Genomic DNA, 16,991 nt, shown 5'->3' on the forward strand with positions numbered 1-16,991 from the left:
CCTGTGACCCGTCCCGTCCTCGTCATAGGTGCCGGGATTGCCGGCCTGTGGGCAGCGCTGAAGCTGGCGCCGTGCAAGGTCGTGCTGCTGACCGGTTCGCCGCTGGGCGACGGGACCGCATCGGGATGGGCGCAGGGCGGCGTTTCGGCCGCGCTTGCCGACGAAGACAGTGCGGCGCTCCATGCGCAGGACACGATCGCGGCCGGCGCCGGACTGGTCGACACCATAGCGGCCACAGCCCTGGCCGAAGGCGCTGCGGAAGAAGTGCGCGCCCTTGCCGACCTTGGCGCCCCCTTCGAGCGCGACGGCGAGGACTGGTCCCTCTCCCGTGAGGCCGCGCATTCGCGCCACCGCGTCGCCCGGGTAAAGGGCGACGGGGCAGGCGCGGCCATCATGGCGACCCTGATCGCGGCGGTGCGCCAAGCCGATCACATCGATCTGCGCGACGGCTGGTCGGCCCTCGCTCTGCTGGGCGATAGCGACGCCTGCCGCGGCGGCCTGGCGCAATCCCCGGATGGCTTGCGCGAGACGATCGAGGCGGACGCCACCATCCTCGCCATGGGCGGTGCCGGCGGTCTCTTCGCCCTGACCACCACGCCGTCCGGCGCGCAGGGTCAGGCCATGGCCATGGCGGCGCGTCTGGGAGCCGTGATCCAGGACCCCGAATTCGTGCAATTCCATCCGACTGCGCTCAATGCCGGTCTCGACCCGGCTCCGCTTTGCACCGAAGCGCTGCGCGGCGAAGGCGCCACCCTGATCGACCAGACCGGTCATCGCTTCATGAAGTCGGTCCATGCGGACGCCGAACTGGCGCCGCGCGACGTGGTCGCACGCGCCGTGCATCGTCAGAACGCGACCGGTAAAGGCGCCTTCCTCGATTGCCGCGCCGCCGTAGGCGAGGCCTTCCCGGACCGCTTCCCGGCCGTCTTTGCAGCCTGCATGAGCGCCGGCATCGACCCGCGGTCTGAGCCCGTCCCGGTCGCTCCGACGGCGCATTACCACATGGGCGGCGTCAAAGCGGACATCGACGGCGCCACCAGCGTGCCCGGACTCTACGCCATCGGCGAATGCGCCTCGACCGGCCTGCACGGCGCCAACCGGCTGGCCAGCAATTCGCTGGCGGAAGGGCTGGTGAGCGCGGCACGTGTGGCGGCGTGTCTGAAGTCCTCGCCCTCGATGGGCGAGGAGGACCGCGCCGAAGGCGTGGCGGAGTGGATAACCTCACCGACACCTGAAGCCCGGAGCGCCTCACCCCTTCCGACCGGCTCCGCCGGCCACCTTCCCCATCAGGGGGAAGGACCTGCGTCAGCGCCCTCGCTTCCTCCCCTTGCCCTTACCCGCCTCCGTCAGGCGATGTCGCGGCATTGCGGTGTGGAACGCTCGGAGAGCGGGCTGCGCCAGCTTGCCTCCCTGATCGACACGCTGCGCGCCGAGCATGGCGATGCGGATGCCCTGATCGCGGCGCGCTTCATCGTCGAGGGTGCACTGCGGCGCAGAGAAAGCCGGGGTGGTCATTTCCGGAGCGATTGTCCACAAACGGCAGCGCATGCCCGGCATACCGGACTGACGCTCGACGATCTCGCACCGATGGCCGAGCATCCGGTCAGCATGACCGCGCCTGCCGAATAAACCCGCCATCAAAGGATAGGCCATGTCCGTCGCGCCCCTGCCCCGCCATATCGTCGTCGACGCCGTTACGCGTGCCTTTGCCGAAGACCAGGGCGGACGTGGCGACGTGACCTCCCTGGCCTGCATCCCCGCCCAAGCCGAGGCGAAATTCTATTTCACGGCGCGCGAGGCCGGCGTGCTCTGCGGGCTCGAGCCTGCCATCGAGGCCGTCTGGCAAATGGATCCCGATGCGCTGATCAGCCCGCAAGCGAAAGATGGCGACAGGCTGAAGGCCGGCGAGATCGTCGCTGCCGTCAACGGCAAGGCCCGCGCCCTTCTGGCCGCCGAACGGGTCGCGCTGAATTTCATGGGCCGGATGAGCGGCATTGCCAGCCTCACGCGCCGCTATGTCGATGCCGTCGAGGGCACCGGCACGCGCATAGTCCATACCCGCAAGACCACGCCGGGCCTGCGCGCCTTCGAAATCCAGGCCGTACAGGCCGGTGGCGGGGCGCTGCACCGCTACGGGCTCGATGACGCCATCCTGATCAAGGACAACCACGTCGCCGTCTGCGGGGGCGTGCGTGCTGCGGTGGAAGCCGCGAAAGCCTATGCCGGTCACATGACCCGCGTCGCCGTGGAGGTCGACAGACTCGACCAGTTGCCCGAAGCCATCGAGGCCGGCGCAGAGAGCGTGCTGCTCGACAATTTTTCGCTCGAAGACCTGACCGCGGCCGTGAAACAGGCCAAGGGCAAGGTCATTCTGGAAGCGTCCGGCGGGGTCAATCTGGAGACGGTACGCGGTATCGCAGAGACCGGCGTGGACGTGATTTCGGTCGGGGCGCTGACACATTCCGCGCCAAATTTCGATATCGGGCTGGACGAAGCCTAGGCGGCAAGATCTTCGCCACCTTCAAGAAGGAAATACGCATGTTCAATCACATCATGGTCGGGTCGAACGACATCGAACGCTCCAAGCGCTTCTACGACGCCGTCCTCGCGACGCTCGGCGCGGGCGAGCCGATCCGGAACCAGGCCTCCACGGGTCACGTCCGGTATTTCTACCTCCATGATGGTAATGCCTTCTGCATCAGCGAACCGATCAATGGCGAACCGGCGACGTACGCCAATGGCGCGACGATCGGCTTCAAGTGCGGCTCTCCCGAGCAGGTGAAGACTTTCCACGACGTCGCTGTCGCCAATGGCGGCACTTCGATCGAGGATGCGCCCGGTCCGCGCTCCAGCGATATGGGGACGCTCCACCTCTCCTATGTCCGCGATCCGGACGGCAACAAGCTCTGCGCCATCCACCGTCCGGGCTAGGCAATCGTCAGACGTTCGAAGGGGGTGGCGCTTCGCCGGCAAGGCTGTCGATCAGTACGGCGAGCTCGCCCCGTTCGACGCTCGGAGCCTCAAGCTTGCCCGGTTCCCGGAACCGGTTGCACTGAAAGCAGTCGGCGACGCTGTTATACCAGATCGCCCGATCATCCTTGATGCCGACCACCCAGTAGCCGAAGCCGTAATCGGCATCGTCCGGCGGGTTCCAGACCTCCGGCTCGATCATCAGATCTTCCCAGCGTTTCCAGTCCTCCTCGGACAGGCGGCCTTCGGCCACGATAAGGAGGCCGCGCATCTGGGCTGCGGTGACCAGGCTCATGGCTTGAGAATTTCCGCGCCGACTTCGCCCTTGGCGGCGATCTCTTCGGGCTTCAGGCCGCAGATCTCGTGCGGGAAGACCAGCCAGTCGTCGCATTCGTGCACGAAAAAGTCGGGCTTGAGCGCGGTCACATTGCGCGCCGGCTTGTAATAGACCGTCGCGATGCGCGTTTCGGCCGGGAAATTGCGCCGGCATTTCGCCCTGAGAACCTCGAGAATGGCCTCGATGGAGCGCCCGCTGTCGAACACGTCGTCGACGATAAGCAGGCGATCCTCCGCATTGAGCGTGTCGACCAGATAGCCTTCTCCGAACACGCGGACCTGCTTCGCCTGCTGGCCGATCCCGGTATAGGAGGAAGTCCGGATGGCGATATGGTCGGTCTCGATCCCCCGGTATTCGAGGAATTCCTGAACGGCAATGCCGATCGGCGCCCCGCCGCGCCAGACGCCGACGATATGGGTCGGCATGAATTCGGCCTCGTGGACAAGGCGGGCGAGCCGGATACTGTCGACCAGCAAGGCGTCGGCGGAGATGAAATGTTTTTCGATCGTCATGCGGAAGACTTGCCCGGTAATGATGGCCGGCTCAAGCTCGATTGCGCCCTTCTTGACGGTGAGCCACCAGCAAGCCCACCGGGTTGTGCCCCGCCAGATAACTTCAAATTGTTTGGATAACACCTTTTTCCGCTTATACTATTTACTCAGCGTGCCGAGGCGCGCCACATCCCTGACGCGCTCGGACCGTATGAACGGTAAGGAGCGATCATGGCTGATCAGGTCGCGAACAGGGAAATTCTCCTCGGCGGTAGCCGCTCGCAGAGAACGGTTCTCGATCTGGTAGCGCTCAGCACTGACGGTCAAGCCGACCACCCGACGACCTTGCGCCGGCTTGTGCGCTGTACGCGCGATTATTTCGGCCTGCCCTTCGCGATGATTTCGCGCTTCGAAGACGATCAGTGCATCATCGCGCAGCGTGTCGGCCAGATAGCGCCGGACCAGACCGCCTGCCCTGCATCGCGATACTGCGCCCGTGTCATGACGGAGGGCCGCTCGGTCATGCAAGCACGCACGAATAATGGAGCTCGTGAGATCGGGTGCTTTGCCGGTGCCCGCATTCTCGTGGACGGCCGGCCCTATGGCACGTTGAGCGTGGCGGGGCCGGATGCCCGCAAAGCGGGATTCGGCGAACCGGATCGCCATGTGCTGGAAACAGCCGCCGCCCTGATCGGTCACCATCTTGCGCTGCACCGGGCGCGCGAACGCTACGATCTGGCCGTACAGGGTTCCAGCGCAGGATTGTGGGACTGGGACGTGCGGACCGACGAGCTGTTCTGGTCCCCCCGCTTCATGGAAATCATCGGCCTTGAAGAAGACCGGTTCCGGCCGGATTTCACGGAGTTCTCCAGCCGGCTTCACCCGGACGATCGTGAGCGCGTCATGCTCGCCGTCAGCACGCATCTCAGCGCGCGCAAGCCTTACGACATCGAATACAGGCTTCGGCATGAGGACGGACACTATGTCTGGATCCATGCCAAGGGGCAGGCCATCTGGAGTGATACCGGTATGCCGGTACGCATGGCAGGGTCCGTAGACGACATCTCCCTCCAGCACGCCAATCAGGAGGCCCTGCGCTGCAGCCAGGAACGCTATGCGCTCGCCGTCAGCGGCGGCAATGTCGGGATCTGGGACTGGAATCTGGAAACGGGCGACCATTACTGGTCGCCGGAGCTCCTCGCCATGGTGGAACGGGACGCGGACGGCGAGGGTCCTACGCCGCAGGAGGCCATGGAATACATTCACCCGGATGATCGGGAGCGGGTCCGTGAGGCGCTCACCACCCATCTCCACGACGACACGCCCTATCATGTCGAATGCCGCATACTCACGGGCGGGGGCGAGTATATCTGGCTGCGAACGCGGGGCGAGGCCGTTCGCGACGAGACAGGCAGGGCGGTCCGCATGACCGGCAGCTGTATCAACATCAATGAGGCCAAGCGCGCCGAGGAAAGCCTGCGCGAAGAAGCCGGCAAGCTGGCCCTGTCCGGCGCGGCAGCGCATCTCGGTTATGTGGAATTCGGCGCGGACGGCCATTTACTGCGCGCCAGCAAGGAATACAGGCGCATATTCGAATTGGAGGACAGCGAGTTCGACCCGGACCAGCTGCACGAAAAAACGCATCTCGACGACCGCGAAGCCTTTCAAGCGACATGGCAAAGCGCGATCGAGACGGGCGAGGTTCAGCCTCTGACCCGGCGTATCCTGCTCTCCTCTGGCGAAGAGCGCGTCGTACAATCCTGGGTGCAATGCTTCTACGACGACCTGGGCGAACCGGCCCGCCTGTTCGGCGTGGCCCAGGACGTGACCGAACATCGCGAGGCGGAAATGCGAATGCGCTCCCAGGCGGCGGCGCTACAACAGGTCAATCGGGAGCTGGGGCAGTTTGCGGCCATCGCCTCGCACGACTTGCAGGAGCCCCTGCGCAAGATTGCCGCCTTCGGTGAGATGCTCGAACGAGGCTATGCTGACCGGCTGGACGCACGCGGCCATAAATTGCTCGATGTGATGGTCAATTCAGCCTCCCGGATGCAATGCCTGGTCCAGGACCTGCTCACCTATTCGAAGTCCTCGCACGTCAGACTGTCGATCGGGGCCGTGGACCTCAATGCCGTGATCGACGACATCGAGTCGGATCTGGAGATGGCGCTGGAGGAATCCGGCGCCCGGATCGAACGCGTCCGGTTGCCGAGCGTGCAGGGCGACGAAACCCTGCTGCACCTCCTGCTCCAGAATCTGGTCAATAACGCGATCAAATACCGAGGTGAAGCGCCACCGCTGATCCGCATCGCCGCGCGGACGGAAGGCCGGGGCGACCGGCGCGTCCGGCATATCGAGGTTCGCGACAATGGCATCGGCTTCGCGCCGGCATACGCGGAACGTATTTTCGGCATGTTCGAGCGTCTGCACGGCAAGGGCGAATACAGTGGCACCGGCGTCGGCCTCGCCCTGTGCAACCGCATCGTGGAGCGGCATGGCGGCAAGATATGGGCCGACAGCACGCCGGGCGCGGGATCGACCTTTCACGTCACCTTGCCCGTCGAGCCGGCCGGTTGAGATCGGACGACGACGCAGTCCGCCGCGCTTGTACTCTGCGGTCGCACAGCTAGGCTCCTGTCCCGGAAACGCTTTCCGGGAGACCTTCATGCGCCGTTACCAGAACCAGCCCGCGGGCAACGTCACCAGTCATGTCATCGACAGCAAGGCCGTCGCCGGCAATATGCTGGGCGATCCGACCGAACGCCGGATCGATGTCTATGTGCCGGCCGGCCATGATGGGTCCGACCTGCCGCTCCTGGTGGATATCGTCGGCTTCACCAGCGGCGGACCGGGCCACACGAACTGGAAGAATTTCGGCGAGAACGTTCCGGAGCGCGTGGACAGGCTGGTTGCGGAAGGCAAGATGAAGCCGTGCATCATCGCCTTCCCGGACTGCTTTACCAAGCTGGGCGGCAACCAGTACGTCAACTCGATCGCCATGGGCAATTGGGCCGACTTTCTGATCGAGGAGGCCGTACCTTTCGTCGAACAGGAATACGGCTGTGGCGGCGACGGACATCGGGGCCTGTTCGGAAAAAGCTCCGGCGGTTACGGCGCCATGGTGCATGCCCTGCTCTATCCGGATTTCTGGGCGGGGGCCGCCTGCCATTCCGGAGATATGGGCTTCGAACTGATGTTCGCGGCCGATTTTGCGCACACCTTGCGGCGGATCGCGAAGAATGGCGGCTCCATCAAGAGCTTCGTCGAGGCCTTCGAGACAGCGCCGAAAGTCTCCGGGGACGATCTGCACGCCATGATGATCCTCGCCATGGCAGCGACCTACGACCCCGATCCGGAGGCGTATCTCGGCATCCGCCTTCCGGTCACGATGGATACCTGCGAGCGCATTCCCGAGCGCTGGGCGGAATGGATGAAATGGGATCCGCTCGAGATCGCCGACAAGAAGGGCCAGGACCTCAAGAAGCTGAAGGCGCTCTTCATCGATTGCGGCGATATCGACCAGTACAATTTGCTCTACGGTGCCCGCCGCATGACGCAGAAGCTCAAGGCGATGGAGGTCGAGCACGTGTACGAGGAATTCCCCGACACGCACTCCTCGATCGATTACCGGATGGACGTCTCTCTGCCCTTCCTCGCGGAAAAACTGAGCGCCTGACAGGCGCCTTGCCTCGGACCGGCACCTTGCCTCAGGCCGGGACCTTGATCGTCCGCGTGCGGCTCTGACCGGTCACCGCACGGGCCATGCCCGTGAAGGCCGTGCCGACCAGCGCCAGCAGGATGCGCGCGATGATGGTGAAGAAGAGCAGCAGGATCTTGTCGTCGGACACCGCGAAACGGATGCCCGAACGCCAGCGTCCCGTCAGCGGCAGATGCGCGAGCTGGTCCTCGACCCAGTCGGCCATGTCGAGCATGGTGTGAAGCACACCCTCCGCCGTCAGCGCGATTGCGGCCAGCATCAGGATGGCGAGCACGAAAGACAGGAAGAGAGTCGACATCATAGAGGTGACGTTGGCGATCAGGCCGTTGTCCTTCACCCGGATCTTGTTGCCCCCCGTAGCGGCGGACCAGATACTGCCGAGGATGGCCAGCATGATGCGGGCGATAATGGTGAAGATGAGCAGGACGATCTTGTCGTCGCTGGCATAGATGCGGACGAGATTATTGTACTGCTCGGGGATCGGGATGGACGCGACGCCGTCCTCGAGAAGGTCGGCGCCATCCTGGACCCAGCCGAACCAGTCCGGCAGATAGAACCACAGCACGACCAGCATGATCATGGCCATGACCATGGACAGGAAGAGTGTGGCCGAAATTTTCGACAGGCGTGCGAACAGCATGCTTTCCCCCATCCGCGAACGGCCCGGACCCAGTGATCGCAGGACCGTTTTCACGTTCAGCGTCGCACCCTAGTGGCAAAATGCGGCAAGGTCGCGACCCATCGCGTGACAGGCGAAAACGCGACCGGCAAGGCACCTGCCGGTCGCGCTTCGTCAAGGTCAGTTGGCGGCGATGATCTGCACCGTGATGGCCGCACCGTCTGACGACCAGCCATCGGTCGACCAGCTGTCGCCGGGTGCCAGGCCTTCATTCCAGGGGCCGCAATTGGACTGCGTGCCCTCTTCCGTCGCGACATGAATGCAAAGCTGGCCTTCATAGCTCCAGCTGCCTGAAATGCCGCGCGAATCCGCATAGCGGCCATCATCGTAGAACCAGGCATCGAAGCTCTCGGAGCCGGCGGACACCCGCACCGTATTGCCGATCGCATTATCCATTCCGCCCGCGAGGACGGGTGCAGACAGGCCGGCAACAAGCGCAGCGGCCAGAACGAGTTTCTTCATGGGATTTCCCCCGAATTCAGTCGGGCATACAGCCCGTCGCGCCCCCTAGCGCGCAACAAGGTTAACGCATTCGCCGTAGACGCGAAACAGGAATTCGAAAATCGTCCCGTCGGTGCGGCGGTGCGGCCGGAACCGCTGTCCGGGCTAGTCCTCGTCGCCTTCCTCGGCGGAGGGCACTTCGACGATCTGGACCCAGTATTCGCCGATCGAATTGACCACGCGCATCAGACGGTCCAGCGAGATCGGCTTGACGATATAGGAGGACGCACCCAGACCGTAGCTGGACAGGATGTCGTCCTCGTCCTTCGAGGTGGTCAGGATGATGATCGGGATATGGCGCAACTCGCTGTCGGCCTTGATTTCCTCGAGCGCCTCGCGCCCGTCCTTCAACGGCATGTTCAGATCGAGAAGGATAATGCCCGGATAGGGCTGCCCGGACAGATCGGAATAATTCCCGCGACGCTTGAGATAATCGACCAGCTGCTCGCCGTTCTCGAGGAATTCGAGCGGGTTGCGAAGACGCACTTCTTCGCAGGCTTCCTTGAAGAGCAGACGGTCATCCGGATCGTCGTCGACCATCAGGATGGTGAAAAGCCTGTTCTCATCGGTCATTTGAAAGCCTCGTCTCAATTGTGCCGGTCGATGCCCGGCTCGATTACAAATTCGCCTTTTGGCGCGGCAAGATCAAGGTAAAGACGACGCCTTCGCCTTCCTGCGGTCTGGCGCGCAACGACCCGCCATGTGTTTCCGCGATCTTGCGTGCCGTCGTCAGCCCCAATCCGGCCCCCTCGACTTCGCTGCGCGAGTGCAGTCTGGCAAGCGGCTCGAAGATGCGCTCCGCATGCCGGTCGTCGACCCCGATCCCGTTGTCACGGATCTGGATCACTGCCGGTGCGCGGCTTGCGTCTTCATCGCCGCTGCCGATCACCTCGATCGCCAGTTTCCGTTCCGGGTGTGCATATTTCAACGCGTTATCGATCAGATTCGCAAACAATACGTGCATCTGGCCGGGCCGGGCCGGGACTGTCGGCAGATCCCGAACCTCCACATCCGCGGCGATGGCTCCGTTCGCTTCCAGCTTGTCCTTGCAAACAGATTTCACGACAGCTTCGAGGTCGACCGGTTCGAGCCCGTCATCCAGACGCTCGAGCCGGGCATGCGAAACGAGCGCGCCGATCAGCGCATCCTGGCGCCGGGCGGCATTGCGCATCCGCTCGAGATAGTCGGCCGAGCGTGCGTCGGGGTTGATTCCCATCTGCGTTTCCAGCCGTGCGCCGAACGCCTCGATCTTGCGCAGAGGCTCGCGCATGTCGTGTGATGCGGCCTTGGTGAAAATGTCCAGATCGGTCATCGCCCGTTCCAGCCTGTCGGCCCGCTCGCGGGCCTCGGCGAGCTGTGTCTGCTGCACGGACAGGCGTCGCCCGGCATACAGACCGAGAAGCAGGATCAGTCCGATCGCGGCAACAGCGCCGGCCATGGCGGTAAAATCGCCCATCACGCCCGGCAGGACGAGAAGCAGCAGGGTCAGGATGCCGGCGCCGGCGAGGAGGGCCGGCAGCCACGGGCTTCGGCGCCACCAGACCGTATTGCCCGTCGCCGATATAACGCCCCTCGCCCGCATCGCCGGTCCCCTTCGTCAGGTCACGCTGCCCTGCCGCACGGGCAGAAGCAGGGTGAAGACCGCGCCCGCTCCGGGTTCGCCCCAGGCCGTCAGTTCGCCGGCATGCCGCTCGGCGATCTTGCGGCAGGTGGCAAGGCCGACACCGGTACCGTCAAATTCCTCCCGCCCGTGCAGACGCTCGAACATGCCGAAAATTCGTTCCGCATGACGGGGTTCGAAACCGACGCCATTGTCGGCGACGGCAATACGCGCCATGGCGCCGTGCTCGCCGACCTCGACACTGCCCTCGATCGAGATCGAGGGCGTGACGCCCGGGCGCCGGAATTTCAGGGCATTGGCGATCAGGTTGAGGAAGAGCTGGTGCATCTGCCCCGGATCCGCCTCGATGGCCGGCAGGTCATTGACCCGGATTTTCGCCTCCTCCGCAGCGATCCGCGGTTCCAGGTCCGACAGCACGTCCGACACGACGGTGGACAGATCGACCGGTAGGAAGGAGGTCGTCTTGGAGTTCACGCGGGAATAGCTGAGCAGATCGTCGATCAGGCGGCGCATGCGGGTCGCGGCATCGACCATGCGCTCGAGATAGTGCCGGCCCGTCTCGTCCAGCGCGTCATAGCACTTGTTGTTCAGCCTTTCGCCGAAAGCCTGGATCTTGCGCAGCGGTTCCTGCAGGTCGTGCGAAGCGGCATAGGCGAATTCCTGCAGCTCCGCATTGGACCGTTTGAGTTCCTGCGCATAGCGACGAAGGGCCAGCTCGTCCCGCTTGCGATTGGTGACGTCGCGGAAGGTGACCACCGCGCCCTGCGACTTGTCCTCCGGGTCGATCGGCGAGCTTGCGCTCTCGATCGGAATGGCCTGGCCGGACTTGGTCCAGAACACGTCGCCATCCTCGGACACGCCCTCCACATCGGGATAGTGGATGGGGCATTCCTCGATCGGGTAGATCGAGCCGTCGCGGCGCGAATGGTGCACAAGATTGTGCATGTTCTTGCCGATCAGCTCGCTCTCCTCATAGCCGAGCATGGCGCAGGCGCGCGGATTGACGAAGGTGACGATGCCCTCGCCGTCGATACCGTAAATGCCTTCGGCCGCGGTCGAGAGTATCTGCGACATGCGCTGGTTGGCGTCATGGGTCGCCTGGGCCCGGCGCCGCGTGATGGAGCGGTGCGCACTGAAAAGCACAGCCAGCAGGATGAAGGACAGGGCCATCGCCACGGCGAAGACGCGCAGCACGGCGCGCGCCTGATTGGCGCCGGCCATGGCCTCGGCGACCTCGATTTCGGTGATGACGCCGATATCGCGTACCGGGTCCCAGCTCCACGCGCCCATGACGAGCACGCCGCGGGCATCGCGATAGCCGGTGAGATTATAGCCGCTCTCGCCCTGAGTGACCCGGCGCGCCGCCTCGGTGAGCGGCCAGGTCGAATAGGGCTGGGAGGGGATTGCGCCGACCGTGACGTCCACGCCCGGATCGCGCACCTCGATATGCAGCATGGAGGGGTGCCCCTCGACCAGCAGGCCGGCCTCGACCATCTCGCTGGTATAGCGGGACTCGGTCAAAAGGCGCCCGTCGCGGTCGATGGCATAGGTCTCGCCGGAAACGCCGGTCCGCCCGACGCGGAAACTCGCCGAATATTCCGCCAGCGGGTCGATCCGGAAGGCCAGATATCCGCGTATTTCCTCCTCGCGGCGGATCGCGGCGAGGACGTACATGACGATTTCCTCGCCCACCTCGGGCGTCTCCGATTCAAGCGAGACGCCGACGAGATCGACGATTTGCGGCCGCGTCAGAAGCGCAGGCTCGGAGACGAGGCGTTCTTGCTCCACCATGTCGAAGACGAGCGAGGGCTGGGCCAGGTCCGCATCCCGCATGGATGCCAGCGTCGTGCCGTTAGGCGAGAGCAGAAGAAAGCCGCGATAACCGTATTCGGTCATCCAGGTCCCGAGCGTTTCCCGCAGTGCCTGCTGGGCCGGCGACGCCGCAAGCTCGGCACGCACTGGCGTACGTGCAAGCGTCTCGGTGGCGGAGATGACGAGGTCGTCCTGGGACCAGACCCGGGCATCATTCTCGCGATCGTTCGCCCACTCGTCGAAGCGCTGGATCGTGTTGAAGAGCACGGTCTGCAGCGTCGACAGATTGGTCTGGCGCGCCGAGGTGCGCAGCGACCCTTCGCCGGCCATGACGGCCAGTGCGACAACGACGATGAAGGTAACGGCGATGAGCGCAGGCAGGACCTGCCCGGTCCACCCGTCCATGTCCGCGAAACGCTGCAGGGCGTTTTTCGACGGATCGCCCTCCGCGTCCCAGGATTGTCTGTCGCCCTCAGGGGTGGTCGTCATTCGCTCGGCCTTGGCACTCCTGACGCACATCGTAATGATTTTGCGCGCTTTGTCGCGGTCCCTTGATCACTTCACGGCAAAATTGAGGTGAAAGTCTTCACTGCGGGTTCAGCGCGGCGGGCGCAGTTTGCGGGTGTGCGCCCCGCGGTGTGCCGGGCCGACCGGCCTGACACCCTCGCAATGAAGCCGTCCGGTCCGGTACACCGCACCCCGCGCACGCCTCACCATTCCTCCGCCGGACCGATTGCGTCCGCCCATTCCAGAAGCCGCCGCCGCGTCGCCGGGCTGGTATCTTCAGGAAGGTCCGACGGATCGAACCAGTCGACGGCCTCGATCTCGCCGTCATGATCGGTCTCGCACTCCGTCCAGTCTCGTACGACATAGACGGCGACATGGTCGCCGCGGAACAGCCGGTGATTGGAATACACCCCCAGCGGCACGGCCGGGCCGGTCATCGCGATACCGGCCTCCTCGGCGAGTTCGCGGCGCAGAGCGGTCAGCACGGGCTCGCCTGCCTCGACCCCGCCGCCGGGCAGATGCCAGCCGGGGACATAGGTGTGCCGCACGAGGACGACGCGCCCGTCAGCACGCTGCACGATGCCGCGAACGCCCAGCGTCAGCCCGCGGCTGATCCGCCACCAGGCATGGATGAAAGGCCGCGCCAGAGGCTCGATGCGGCGGCGCCAGTTCGTGCCGCTCCCCCCGCTAGCCACGGCGATTTCGCCGCGCTATGTACAGGGCAATGTTTTGACTGTTTGGGATTGTGCTCATGTACGCTCTTGTCGCCATTGGCGGTGTCGCCGCCCTCTTCGCCTTGCTGAATTTCATCGAATACCGTCGTATCGACTGATAAGCGCACCGCCGGGTACGCGCCTCGATGTCAGCTCCCCTTTATATCGCCCTGATTCTCGCGGGCATCGTCATTCTGCTGTTTGGCGGCGACCTGCTCGTGCGCGGCGGCGCCGCGGTCGCCCGGATGTGGCGCATGCCGCCGCTCCTTGTGGGCCTGACCATCATCGCTTTCGGAACCTCGGCTCCCGAGCTCGTTGTCAGCGTGCAATCGGCCCTGTCCGGCGCGCCCGGTCTGGCGATGGGGAATATCGTTGGCTCCAATATCGCCAACTTCCTGCTCATCCTCGGCCTGCCGGCCATATTCGGCGCCATCCACACGACAACGCCGGGCGTTCGGCGCAATGCGATCTTCGCGCTCGGCGCGGCGGTGATCCTGATCGGGGTCGGCTGGGACCTGAATATCGACGGCACCGAGGGCGTCATCCTGTTCGGGCTGATCATTGCCTACATCACGCTGCTCGCCATCCTCGCCCGCCGGTCCACCGACGACCCGACCATCGCCGAGCTGACCGATATCGACGGCATGGACGGCTTGCCCAGGTCACTGCCGATGATCCTTCTGGCGGTGCTTCTCGGACTGGTCGCACTGCCGGCCGGAGCCCAGATGATCGTGATCGGCGGCACGGCAGCAGCCCGCGACCTGAATATCGACGAGTCCATCATCGGCCTGACCGCCCTCGCCTTCGGCACCTCGCTGCCGGAACTGGCCACGGTCGTCATGGCCTCGGTGCGCCGGCAGGCCGAAATGGCGATCGGCAATGTGCTCGGCTCGAATATCTTCAACGTGTTCGCCGTCGGCGGCGCGACGGCTCTCGCCGCAAGCGCGATCGGCCACGACCTGCCGGTCCCCGAAGGCTTCATGAGCCTGGATTTCTGGGTCATGCTCGGCGCCAGTATCGCGATCGCCGGCATCACCCTGGCCCGCCAGCCGATCAGCCGCGTGCTCGGCGCGCTGCTTTTCGCAGCCTATCTCGGCTATATCTGGGTGCTCGCGCAGTCTGCCCTGGGCGGCTAGAGTGCGCGGCTAGACCGGACGGCTAGCCGAAGACCCGGCGCAAAAGACGGGTGGTCCGGTTCACCGGATCGCGGCGGATCGCCCGCTCTTCCTCACCGACATAGTGAAACACGCCGTCGAGCGCCTTGTCGGTGGCGCTGTTGGTGACGCTGTCGCGCAGCGATTCCCGCGAGACATTGCCCCGCAGGAAGCGCGAGAACGCGTTGTCCTGCCGGTCGACATAGCGCTCCATCGGCCGCAGGGCCGCATAGGCGCCGCTGGCCTCCATCGCATTCGCCATGTTCGGGCGGATGCGGTCATGGAGCTGCCGCTCGGTCCGGCCGCGCAGATAATCCGTCGCCGAGGTGTCGCCGCCGCGGACGATGCCGACGGCATCAGTAAGTGTCATGGAGCGCACCGCATCGAGAAAGATGTTCCGCGCCACCGGCATGGTCGCCTCGGCCGCCCGGTTTAGGCTCAGTTCCAGCGCATCGAGCTGGCCGGAAAGGCCGACCCCGCGCAGCATGCCCTGCAGGTCCGCAATCCGGCCCGGCAGCGGGATGCGCACTTGCGGATCGCCGAAAAACCCGTCCCTTCGACCCAGGCGCTCCGTCGCCATGCGCGACGCAAGGCTGAGCGCTTCGCGCACCCCGTCGCGGGCATCGCCTTCCGTGAACCGGCGCAGCAGGTCCTGCGCCTCGAGCGGTGCGGTCAATGACAGGGCCGACAGCCCCAGAATGAGTTCGCGACGATGCATGAAGGTCTCCACAGGTTTTTTCCATACTGGACGGGCTGGACGGCCAGTGCACGCTTTGTCTGGTCCCGTTACGCGGCTAGGCTGTAAGCAGATTTGCCTGAACCGGAGATGACATGGCCACCCCACAGACGGATCGACTGATCAGCATCGACGCCCTTCGGGGGATCGCCGTGCTCGGCATTCTGATGATGAATGTCCAGGGCTTCGCCATGTTGCCCATGGCCTACGAAAACCCGACGCTGCAGATGGACCTGACGGGCGGGAACCTGACCGCCTGGGCCTTCGCGCACACCTTCTTCGCCTTCAAGTTCATCACCATTTTCTCGACCCTGTTCGGTGCCGGCATCGTCATGATGGCCGGGACGGGCGAGAGTACCGGTCTTCACAACCCGCGCATGCGCTGGCTCCTCCTGATCGGCCTGATCCACGCCTACATCTTCTGGTGGGGCGATATCCTCGTTTCCTATGCCCTGATCGGCATAATCGCCGTGAAGGCGCGGCGAATGCCCCCCGCGAAACTCGCCATCTGGGGCCTTGTGCTGATCGCGGTCAGCGGCGTGCTCATGGTCGGCAGCGCCTATCTCGGCGTGGCCCTCGAAGGCCTGGGCGGCGATGCCAGCCAGCAGGAAGAGATGATGGCCGGCATGATGGAAAGCTGGACCGCCGCCTATCAGGCGGGCTTCCTCAACCATATCGGCTGGAACGCCATCTTCGCCTTCATCGGTCAATTGATGGGCCTCATCATGCTCGGGCCGCGCACGCTCGGCCTGATGTTCATCGGCATGGCGCTCTACAAGAGCGGCTTCCTCTCGGCGAGCTGGAGCCATGTCCGCTATGCCGCCATCGCCGCGATCGGGCTCGTCGCGGGCATCGGGCTCTCCAATGCCAGCACCAACATCATGATCGCCGGTGAGTTCGGGACCGCTGCCATGGCCGACGGCAATGCGCTTATCTATGTCGGCAGCCTGCTGCAGGCGCTCGGCTATGCCGCGACGATCATGCTGCTGGCCAAGCTGGCGCCCATGCATCTCCTGCTCGCCCCCTTCGCCGCGGCCGGACGCATGGCCTTCACCAATTACCTCACCCAGACCCTGATCATGACCTTCATCTTCGTCGGCATGCCCGGCCTCGGCCTGTTCGGCCAGGTCGAGCGCATCGACCAGGTCAAGCTCGTCCTTGCCGTCTGGGCCGTGCAGCTGATCTGGTCCATGCTCTGGATGAGCGCCTTCCGCTTCGGCCCCTTCGAATGGCTCTGGCGCACGCTCACCTATGGCGAGAAGCAGCCGATGAGGAAGGCGGCAGCCTAGGCTTTCGTCTTCCCCCGGGAAATCTGTTCGATCTCACGGCAGTCCGCGTCGCGGACGCCTCCGATGGGGCGGCCCATGAGGGCCGGCGCGCGGTCGCGCTTGCGGGACCGGTGGTCCCGGTTCGGCGCCCCATCCTGCACCATTCCCCCCTCCGTCCCTTCGGGACACCTCCCCCGGCGGGGGAGGACGAAACACTTTCAGCGCCACGGCGTTTCCGCCTGGCGGTATGAGGGGTGCAGGATGCCGGCTGATGCCGGTTTAGTGCTATAAGTGTGAGTGACATCAGGGACATCCTGCACACGGAGATTTACCGGAGCCCTCACGGGCTCCCTCTCGAAACCGGTCTGGACAGACAGTCAGCGCTTTTGCTGCCTCTCCGAACCGATGGCCACCACCGGGCCCTGTCGCGGTCAGCCGACAGGGACGGGCAGGCTCCGTACTCCCCGCACCCCCGGCGAACCAG

16 protein-coding genes are annotated in these 16,991 nt (G+C 64.7%); 7 read left to right on the forward strand and 9 right to left on the reverse strand.

The features are described 5' to 3' along the window. Positions 1-3: 3 nt before the first annotated feature. Genes AC13HB_RS00435 through AC13HB_RS00445 form a run of 3 tightly spaced genes read left to right on the forward strand, consistent with a single transcriptional unit; the run spans position 4 to position 2,931 of the window. On the forward strand, positions 4-1,629 hold the full coding sequence (locus AC13HB_RS00435; protein ID WP_482947743.1) for an L-aspartate oxidase: 1,626 nt from the start codon (positions 4-6) through the stop codon (positions 1,627-1,629). Between the two features lie 22 nt (positions 1,630-1,651). Further along, positions 1,652-2,500, forward strand: coding sequence for a carboxylating nicotinate-nucleotide diphosphorylase (nadC, locus tag AC13HB_RS00440; protein WP_482947744.1), 849 nt, complete (start codon positions 1,652-1,654; stop codon positions 2,498-2,500). A 38-nt stretch (positions 2,501-2,538) separates the two neighbouring features. After that, complete coding sequence (locus AC13HB_RS00445) at positions 2,539-2,931, forward strand: VOC family protein (protein WP_482947745.1); 393 nt, start codon at positions 2,539-2,541, stop codon at positions 2,929-2,931. Positions 2,932-2,938: 7 nt separating this feature from the next. Here the strand turns inward: AC13HB_RS00445 and AC13HB_RS00450 are convergent, their stop codons facing one another. Together AC13HB_RS00450 and AC13HB_RS00455 are read right to left on the reverse strand one after the other, a co-directional pair. Continuing rightward, entirely contained in the window at positions 2,939-3,265 is a 327-nt protein-coding gene (locus AC13HB_RS00450) for a hypothetical protein (RefSeq protein WP_482947746.1), read from the reverse strand. Then, a complete protein-coding gene (locus tag AC13HB_RS00455; protein WP_482947747.1) occupies positions 3,262-3,819 on the reverse strand; it encodes a phosphoribosyltransferase in 558 nt (185 codons plus the stop codon). The genes AC13HB_RS00450 and AC13HB_RS00455 overlap by 4 nt, the downstream gene beginning before the upstream one ends. Before the next feature lie 210 nt (positions 3,820-4,029). On the opposite strand from AC13HB_RS00455, the gene AC13HB_RS00460 reads away from it, so the two are divergent. Next, a complete protein-coding gene (locus AC13HB_RS00460) occupies positions 4,030-6,375 on the forward strand; it encodes a PAS domain-containing protein (protein ID WP_482947748.1) in 2,346 nt (781 codons plus the stop codon). 88 nt (positions 6,376-6,463) lie between these two features. Then, complete coding sequence (locus tag AC13HB_RS00465; protein ID WP_482947749.1) at positions 6,464-7,474, forward strand: alpha/beta hydrolase; 1,011 nt, start codon at positions 6,464-6,466, stop codon at positions 7,472-7,474. A gap of 31 nt (positions 7,475-7,505) precedes the next feature. Here the strand turns inward: AC13HB_RS00465 and AC13HB_RS00470 are convergent, their stop codons facing one another. The 6 genes from AC13HB_RS00470 to AC13HB_RS00495 all read right to left on the reverse strand — a co-directional run bounded on the left by AC13HB_RS00470 (position 7,506) and on the right by AC13HB_RS00495 (position 13,331). Further along, entirely contained in the window at positions 7,506-8,156 is a 651-nt protein-coding gene (locus AC13HB_RS00470) for a hypothetical protein (protein WP_482947750.1), read from the reverse strand. A gap of 159 nt (positions 8,157-8,315) precedes the next feature. Beyond that, entirely contained in the window at positions 8,316-8,657 is a 342-nt protein-coding gene (locus AC13HB_RS00475) for a hypothetical protein (RefSeq protein ID WP_482947751.1), read from the reverse strand. Between the two features lie 144 nt (positions 8,658-8,801). Beyond that, positions 8,802-9,269: a response regulator gene (locus AC13HB_RS00480; RefSeq protein ID WP_482947752.1), complete on the reverse strand. Its 468-nt coding sequence runs from the start codon at positions 9,267-9,269 to the stop codon at positions 8,802-8,804. A 43-nt stretch (positions 9,270-9,312) separates the two neighbouring features. Continuing rightward, on the reverse strand, positions 9,313-10,278 hold the full coding sequence (locus AC13HB_RS00485; RefSeq protein ID WP_482947753.1) for a sensor histidine kinase: 966 nt from the start codon (positions 10,276-10,278) through the stop codon (positions 9,313-9,315). A gap of 15 nt (positions 10,279-10,293) precedes the next feature. Next, a complete protein-coding gene (locus tag AC13HB_RS00490; RefSeq protein ID WP_482947754.1) occupies positions 10,294-12,618 on the reverse strand; it encodes an ATP-binding protein in 2,325 nt (774 codons plus the stop codon). Positions 12,619-12,839: 221 nt separating this feature from the next. After that, positions 12,840-13,331, reverse strand: a complete 492-nt coding sequence (locus tag AC13HB_RS00495; RefSeq protein ID WP_482947755.1) for an NUDIX domain-containing protein — start codon at positions 13,329-13,331, stop codon at positions 12,840-12,842. A 164-nt stretch (positions 13,332-13,495) separates the two neighbouring features. On the opposite strand from AC13HB_RS00495, the gene AC13HB_RS00500 reads away from it, so the two are divergent. Beyond that, on the forward strand, positions 13,496-14,485 hold the full coding sequence (locus tag AC13HB_RS00500) for a calcium/sodium antiporter (protein ID WP_482947756.1): 990 nt from the start codon (positions 13,496-13,498) through the stop codon (positions 14,483-14,485). A 22-nt stretch (positions 14,486-14,507) separates the two neighbouring features. On the opposite strand, the gene AC13HB_RS00505 is transcribed toward AC13HB_RS00500, so the two are convergent. Further along, positions 14,508-15,221, reverse strand: a complete 714-nt coding sequence (locus AC13HB_RS00505; protein ID WP_482947757.1) for a DUF4197 domain-containing protein — start codon at positions 15,219-15,221, stop codon at positions 14,508-14,510. Positions 15,222-15,334: 113 nt separating this feature from the next. Here AC13HB_RS00505 and AC13HB_RS00510 point away from each other — a divergent pair, with 113 nt between their 5' ends. Continuing rightward, positions 15,335-16,528, forward strand: a complete 1,194-nt coding sequence (locus tag AC13HB_RS00510) for a DUF418 domain-containing protein (RefSeq protein WP_482947758.1) — start codon at positions 15,335-15,337, stop codon at positions 16,526-16,528. Positions 16,529-16,991: the final 463 nt, after the last annotated feature.

Source organism: Maricaulis sp. B-26 (assembly GCF_056857855.1).